The following is a 6,468-nucleotide window of genomic DNA, read 5'->3' on the forward strand; positions in this document are numbered from 1 at the left end:
AAATGCAGCGCCTCACGCGAATCGGGACACGGCTTCGGCCTCCGGATCGCGCTTCCGATCACGTCGGAATGGACGCATAGCTCAGTTGGTAGAGCAGCTGACTCTTAATCAGCGGGTCCTAGGTTCGAGCCCTAGTGCGTCCACCAAAAATTCCCAATAAATTCAATTAGATAGTGGGGCAGTGGCGGCCAAACCTGTGCTCTTTGGAGCCTAATTTTCACTATAGGCTCCATATAGGCTCCCCCCCCCTCTGCTGGCGTGATTCGTATCAAGCTATCCACAGATGTTGGTCGATAACCGCCATGAACGACCGTGGAGGCATTAATGGAGCGCGCTAAAGCCACCATGTCCCCTACCCCACGTTGTCCTCGCGGTCCCGAATTGCTACGCTTGGTCAATGGGAAAGCCGCGTTCCAGCAAATCTGCTGAGACTGATTTTGATGAGTATGTGACCCGGCGCATCAGCGAATTGGGGCTGCCGACCAACCTCAAGGACATTCGGACGGCGGCCACCCAGTTCGAGAATGTAGTCGCGTCTGTCGAGAGACAGGCGTCTGGCCTGCTGGTGGTCGCCGTCATTTGCTTCGGCTTTATCCTCTACACGGTCGCTCGCATTCCCGAGCTTTCTGCTGGCGAAGCGTTGTCCATCGCCCTCGCCGGAGCTCCAGGGCTTTTGTGCGTCATTGTTGGGACGCGACCGAAGACATGGAAGTACAGCCTTTGCTGGTGGGGTTGGCCGCGTGCTGTGAAGTGCCGCCAGCAGAGCAACGTCGACGCCGTGCTCCATGAGGTGAACGCAGGCAATCATTCGATCATGCGCTTGGCTACATCTGGAGTGAGTGCGCTCGCCAGCCCCGTGAGCAACAAGCCGGTCGACCTCATCGTGAGCCAGAATGTGCTTTCTGATCCGTGGATCGCGGCCACATTGTTTGGCAGCAAGAATAAGAAGCGGCGCTTCATCGTCGTCACGCCAGAGCCTACCGGCGATTGGTTCAATTTCTATCTTTGGCATCCTCCCGTGGCACAGGAGCTGCTGCACCTTTTCGACAAGACGCCCGACATCTACCCCGATGAACGGATCAAGCGGCTGAAGGTGAGGATCGCGTTGAAGGTCATCATCGACGTGGTGACCGGTAATGTGGAGGCCCCGTCCAAGGAAAACCTGGTGGAGGGGAAAGTGGTCAAGAAGTTCGAGAACACCCTGAAGATTGAAGCCTCCCGGCTACTGCAAGCTGGCGAGATCAACGACCTTGAGGAACGGCTGCTATGCAGGGTCAACATTACGGGCGAAGGCCCGTCAATCGATCCCGCTGAAGAAGGCAAGAAGCACACCAAGAAACCTCATAGCTGGTTTCTTGAGCTGAAGGGCGGCCGGTACGCGGCGGTGATCGGCCCCTTGTCCAACACCGTTCAGGCTGAGCTGAATTTGTCGCCACGCTTCGTCGCGTAAATTTTCTCGCCAATTGGTGACCAACGCAGCGACCGATAACTTACGATATGCATGATGAGGGACCTCTTCAACGGAGGTTCCCATGCGTGAAACGACAATTGTTCTCCTCAATATGCGGCAGCTCCAGGCTGCACTCAACATCCGCTCGCGTTCGACCATCTACAAAATGGTCGCACGCAATGCCCTGCCCCCGCCCTGCATAATCAACCGGCGCGGTTTGCGCTGGCGCGAGAGTGATATCAGCAGCTGGATCGCTGGCCTTCCTTCCGCTGCCGCTGCGCCGTCGTTGGAGCGCGCCAGCGAAGGTGCCGAGCACTATCAAGGCAAGCCGTCATGAGCAGCGAGCCTATGCATCGCCCCCGCGCCATCGCCGAGCTTGCGCCCATCCTTGAACGGATCTCGGGCCACGCGGTCGCCATCGAATTGCTGAACTGGCCAGTCGGCGGTCCGCAGGGGACCTGCTGCGGCGGCTACCTCACGGTCGGCACCACCCGCCTGTGGCTCAATGCCGAGCATGCCAGCAACCTCGCGGACCGTGTCCGCTCGGCCATCGACGAGGCCGTGATCAGCGCCTCGCCTCATCCCCATTCCATTCGGAGATTGTCATGACCTATCGCCGCGACCTGTTTTACGAGATCGTCGCCTCCGCTGATTTTCAGGCCGCAATGGTCGGTCCGATGATCGATGATTTCGTCCAGAAGATGCAGCGGCCCGGGGCCGATGGCGCGACCTATCGCGGCTTCATCGAGGACTGGCTCTATCTTCAGCGTCCGCTGTTCGACCGGTTCAAGGGGGTTCGCTACAACGTCCAGTTCGAAGGCCCGCCGCTGATCATCGACCAGCGCGAATACCCCCTTGGCGGATACATCGAGCGGCAGCTCGAATGGGCCAAGCTCGACCCCGTCGACGCCCGCGAATTGCGCCAGCGCCTGCGCGGGGCCGTCGACGGAATTGTCGACGACTGGATCGGCGGACGACCGATGCAGTATCTGCCATCGATTGCCCAGAAGCCTTTCAAGGATCGTGCTGCGGTGGACGCGGCGGATCACGCAGTGATCCGCGACTTCGTCGCCTCCCGGAATTCCAAAACGGGAGACGATCAATGAGCAAAGCAGGGTTCAAGCAGGAACCGGAGAAAGGCTGCGATGCTACGCATCGAGCCAAGTATTCTAGATCACACCGCACGCGCCCTCGCGGAGCAGGATTCCGCCATTTTCTTGGGGGGCGATGCGCGCGCTCTTTCGGCGGCGCGGTCAGAACCCACGGATTTCCGCCATTTCGGGAGCGCGCGCATGGCGCGCTCCGGGCGGTGCGGCCATGAACCGGGTCAAGCTCTCGGTACGGGTGCCGATGGGGCAGGAAGTGATGATCCGGCGCTATGCCGAGGCGCGCGGCTTGACCCGCTATCAGGCCCTCTCGCGGGTGATCGAGGCCGGGCTTGGCGCAGTTGCCGATGGTCAGGTGAAGGGCGGTGGCAGCAACGCTGGCGATGACGTCGTGGCGGCATTCGAGGCGCGGCTTGGCGTGATTGAGGCGCTGCTCGATCGCAGCTTGTTCACCGCCAGCGCGGCCTATGCCTATGCCCGCCGCGCAGCATTGCGCGGCGACAGCGATGCCGACCGCACCGACAGCATGATCGGCGAAGCGGCGCACTCGGCCTATCGCCGCCAGCGCGCGCTGGCAGCGGAGGCGCTGTCATGAGCCGCGACCGCGACAATCTCCTGAGGGGCCAAGGCCTCTTCAAGCAGACCATCGCCGGGCTTGCCGCGCGCTGGCGCGGCTATGCCTGGACCGTTGCGGGCAGCGCGGGGCTCGGGGCCTTTTTGCTGTCGTCCCGTAACACCCCATCCGAACAATGGACCTGTGCCTATCAGCACTGGCAGGGTGTGGCGGTCAGCTGGTTTGCCAGCGGGCGCAGCGATCCTGCGATCACGGTTCACCTTCACGACCGGACCGCGCGGGTGCCGGCCAGCGTGCTAGCCAATGACCGGATATGGGTTTGGTGCTGGGATGATCTTTTCGGCAGGGCGCTGCTCGGCGGCACATTGGGCGCGCTGGTCGGCATGATGCTGTGCTTTGGCTTTGCAATCTGGATACGCAGCGAGGGCAAGGAATCCACCCGCGACCGGTTCCTCACTGGCACGCAGATCGTCGCCGAACGCGTCCTCGCCCGGAAGACGCGCAAGGCCACCAATTCGCGATCAATCCGCATCGCCTCGGTCGGCATCCCGTCCTGGCTGGAGTGTCGCCATTTCGCCTTGCTCGGCACCACCGGCGCGGGCAAGACCACTGTCATGCGCCAGATGCTTGACCAGGTCGAAGCGCGCGGCGAACCGGCGCTGGTCTATGACACTTCGGGCGAGTTCATCACCCAATACTACCGGCCCGAGCGCGGGGACATCATCCTCAATCCCTTCGATGAACGCTCTTCGTTTTGGTCGCCATTTTCGGAGATTGCTCATCCGGCAGATGCCGACCGCATCGCCCGCCAGCTGGTGTCCGAGACCGGCGAGCGCGATGACGACGTCTGGCTGGAGACCAGTCGCATACTCGTTGCCAACATCCTGCGGGTGCTGAGCGCGGAGGGACGAACCACGCTTCCCGATCTGCTCGACGCGCTTCAGGTCAAGGGCAAGGACGAGATGAAGGTCTGGCTGGCAGGCACCTCATCGGCGCGCACCTTTGCCGATGATGCGGACCGAGCGACGGGTTCGGTCCTGTTCATGCTCGCCAAGGCTGCCACCCTGCTGCAGTTCCTGTGGCGCGAGCCGGGAGATCGCGGCAGCTTCGCCTTCAGGGAATTCATTGCCGGGCTCGACGCGCATCAGGGGCCAAAACCCTGGCTCTTTGTGCCGCGCAAGGAAGACTATTTCGAGGCGATGAAGCCACTCTTGGCCTGCTGGCTGGAGTGTGCGGCGAGCGCGATGCTGGGCCTTCCGCCGTCCGACAGGCGGCGCATGTGGTTCTTTCTGGACGAGCTGGCGGACCTACCCCGCGTCGACAATCTCACTAGGCTGCTCCCCGAGGGTCGCAAATTCGGCGCGAGTGTCGTCCTGACCTTTCAGGCCATCGGCCAGATGCACCGTCGTTATGGCCGCGACAGCGCCGAAGCGCTGCTCGGTTGTTGCAATTCGAAGTTGTATCTGTAGCTGATCGACCGCGACACCCGCGAATGGGCATCGCGCAATATCGGCGATGTCGAGGTGGAGGTGCGCAGCGCGTCGGACAGCTTCGAGACCGGGCCGCACAGCGGGCGCACGTCCGTCGGCAGCACCCGGGTGGTCCGCCCTGCGGTAATCGAGAGCGATCTTCGTCTGCAGCCCCATCACGGCTTCCTGCAATTGCCCGATGCCTTGCCCGTGGGGCGGATCAAGCTGACGCGGGAGCACATTGATGCGCGTGGGCCAGCGCGCCATCCGGCGTTCGTTCCATCCCATGTCAGCCGGATGCTCTGGAACCGGATGCCGAAGAAGGGTGACACCGGCACGGCCAAGGATGATCCCGCCAGCACTCTCAAGGGTCCGGTCTGATGGTTGCCACCATAGGCGCGATTGGCAGTTCGGCGGCAGCTTCCAGCTACTATGAGGCCGACGACTACTACGCCGATGGTGGCATCTCTCCCAGCGAATGGCAGGGCGAAGGTGCAAAGGCGTTGGGTCTCTCGGGCGAGGTCAACCGCGAGACCTTCCGCGCCATCCTTGATGGCACGCTGCCCCATGGCCAACAGCTTGGCACAATGCGCGAGGGCAAGCTCCAGCACCGGCCCGGTTGGGACGTCACCATGAGCGCGCCCAAGTCGGTTTCAATCTTGGCAGAGGTGGCGGGAGACCGGCGGTTGGTGGTGGCGCATAACAATGCCGTGAAGGCCGCGCTTGCCTATGTCGAGCGCCATACCGCTGCCACTCGTATCCGAGCCGACGGCGGGGTCGAGCAGCGACAGAGCACCGACAATGTCGTGATCGCCAGCTTCCGGCACGACACGAGCCGGGCGCAGGACCCGCAGCTCCACACCCACAATGTCATCATGAACATGACGCAGGACGCCGATGGCAACTGGCGCAGTCTGGAGCCGCGCGCGCTGTACCAGCTGCAGAAGGCGATCGGCGCGGTGTACCGGCAGGAGCTGGCCGTGGGCGTGCGCGCGCTCGGCTATGGTATCGAGAAGGGGAAGGATTCCCTGTTCGAGATCAAGGGCGTCCCCGCCGCCGTAATTCGCGCCTTCAGCGAGCGCGCCGCACAGGTCGAAGACCGGCTTGCAGAGCGCGGCCAGACCCGCGCCACCGCGTCCGCCGAAGAAAAGCAGATCGCCGCGCTCGATACCCGCGAGGCCAAGCAGAACCTGGAGCGGGGCGAGCTTGTCGCGAACTGGCGCGCGGAGGCGGATGCGGCAGGGTTCGGGAAGGATGCGCGGGAAGCGTTGGTGGCAGCCAGCAAGGAAGCGGCGGCCAGCAGCGAACATGGCAGCGCGCTGGCCGCGCAGGGTCAGATCACCGCGCATCAGGCCGTCGCCCTTGCCGCCGCCAATCTTGGTGAGCGGCAGTCGGTTTTCGCCGCCGCCGAGCTTGAGAAGGAGGCCGGGCGCTATGGCCTTGGCAGGGTCACCGCCGCGCAGATCAGCGCAGCCGTTGCGCGGGCGCAAGGTGATGGCGCGCTGGTCCCGCGCACATTTCTCGACAAGCGCGGCGCGGAGTTCGCCGGGTTCACCACCGCCGAGAACATTGCTCATGAGCGGCAATTGTTGCGTCTGGAGGCCGAGGGGCGCGGGACGGCTACGCCGATCCTTTCCGCCAAGCAGGCCGCCAGCGCTGTAGCGCGCGCCGAGCTCCAATCCGATCACCCGTGGAACGAAGGTCAGCGCGCGGCCACCCGCGCGCTGCTCACCAGTCCGCACCGCGTCACGGGTCTGCAGGGCTATGCCGGGACCGCCAAGACCACCACCGTATTGGCGACCTTTGCGCGCGAGGCGCAGGCGCGCGGGGGCGCGGTTACCGCACTCGCGCCGACTGCGTCGGCTGCTC

The 6,468-nt window shown here is 63.4% G+C and carries 6 protein-coding genes, 1 tRNA gene and 1 pseudogene; all 8 read left to right on the plus strand.

All coding sequences use genetic code 11. From position 1 onward, the window contains the following. Positions 1 to 70: 70 nt before the first annotated feature. A tRNA-Lys gene (locus NBV68_RS16630) sits at positions 71 to 146 on the plus strand. A 251-nt stretch (positions 147 to 397) separates the two neighbouring features. Further along, positions 398 to 1,450 carry a hypothetical protein gene (locus tag NBV68_RS16635; protein ID WP_296311937.1) on the plus strand — a complete coding sequence of 351 codons (1,053 nt, stop codon included), beginning with the start codon at positions 398 to 400 and terminating at the stop codon, positions 1,448 to 1,450. A gap of 82 nt (positions 1,451 to 1,532) precedes the next feature. After that, positions 1,533 to 1,787 (plus strand): helix-turn-helix domain-containing protein, encoded by a 255-nt coding sequence (locus NBV68_RS16640; RefSeq protein ID WP_296311939.1) that lies wholly within the window; start codon positions 1,533 to 1,535, stop codon positions 1,785 to 1,787. Next, on the plus strand, positions 1,784 to 2,059 hold the full coding sequence (locus NBV68_RS16645; protein ID WP_296311941.1) for a hypothetical protein: 276 nt from the start codon (positions 1,784 to 1,786) through the stop codon (positions 2,057 to 2,059). The genes NBV68_RS16640 and NBV68_RS16645 overlap by 4 nt, the downstream gene beginning before the upstream one ends. Beyond that, a complete protein-coding gene (locus NBV68_RS16650; protein WP_296311946.1) occupies positions 2,056 to 2,556 on the plus strand; it encodes a hypothetical protein in 501 nt (166 codons plus the stop codon). The genes NBV68_RS16645 and NBV68_RS16650 overlap by 4 nt, the downstream gene beginning before the upstream one ends. 211 nt (positions 2,557 to 2,767) lie before the next feature. Beyond that, a complete protein-coding gene (locus NBV68_RS16655; RefSeq protein ID WP_296311949.1) occupies positions 2,768 to 3,151 on the plus strand; it encodes a hypothetical protein in 384 nt (127 codons plus the stop codon). 365 nt (positions 3,152 to 3,516) lie between these two features. Further along, positions 3,517 to 4,980, plus strand: a pseudogene (locus NBV68_RS16660) (type IV secretion system DNA-binding domain-containing protein). Continuing rightward, positions 4,980 to 6,468: MobF family relaxase (gene mobF / locus NBV68_RS16665; protein ID WP_296311952.1), on the plus strand; the 1,489-nt coding region annotated here is incomplete at its 3' end. The pseudogene NBV68_RS16660 and the gene mobF, both read left to right, overlap by 1 nt.

It is taken from the genome of Erythrobacter sp., from assembly GCF_023653175.1.
GTDB lineage: Bacteria > Pseudomonadota > Alphaproteobacteria > Sphingomonadales > Sphingomonadaceae > Erythrobacter.

What these genes read in the sequence shown, in the direction of transcription:
- NBV68_RS16635 (WP_296311937.1), top strand. Translation starts at nt 398, where the DNA reads ATGGGAAAGCCGCGTTCCAGCAAATCTGCTGAGACTGATTTTGATGAG.
- NBV68_RS16655 (WP_296311949.1), top strand. Translation starts at nt 2,768, where the DNA reads ATGAACCGGGTCAAGCTCTCGGTACGGGTGCCGATGGGGCAGGAAGTG.
- NBV68_RS16645 (WP_296311941.1), top strand. Translation starts at nt 1,784, where the DNA reads ATGAGCAGCGAGCCTATGCATCGCCCCCGCGCCATCGCCGAGCTTGCG.
- NBV68_RS16650 (WP_296311946.1), top strand. Translation starts at nt 2,056, where the DNA reads ATGACCTATCGCCGCGACCTGTTTTACGAGATCGTCGCCTCCGCTGAT.
- NBV68_RS16640 (WP_296311939.1), top strand. Translation starts at nt 1,533, where the DNA reads ATGCGTGAAACGACAATTGTTCTCCTCAATATGCGGCAGCTCCAGGCT.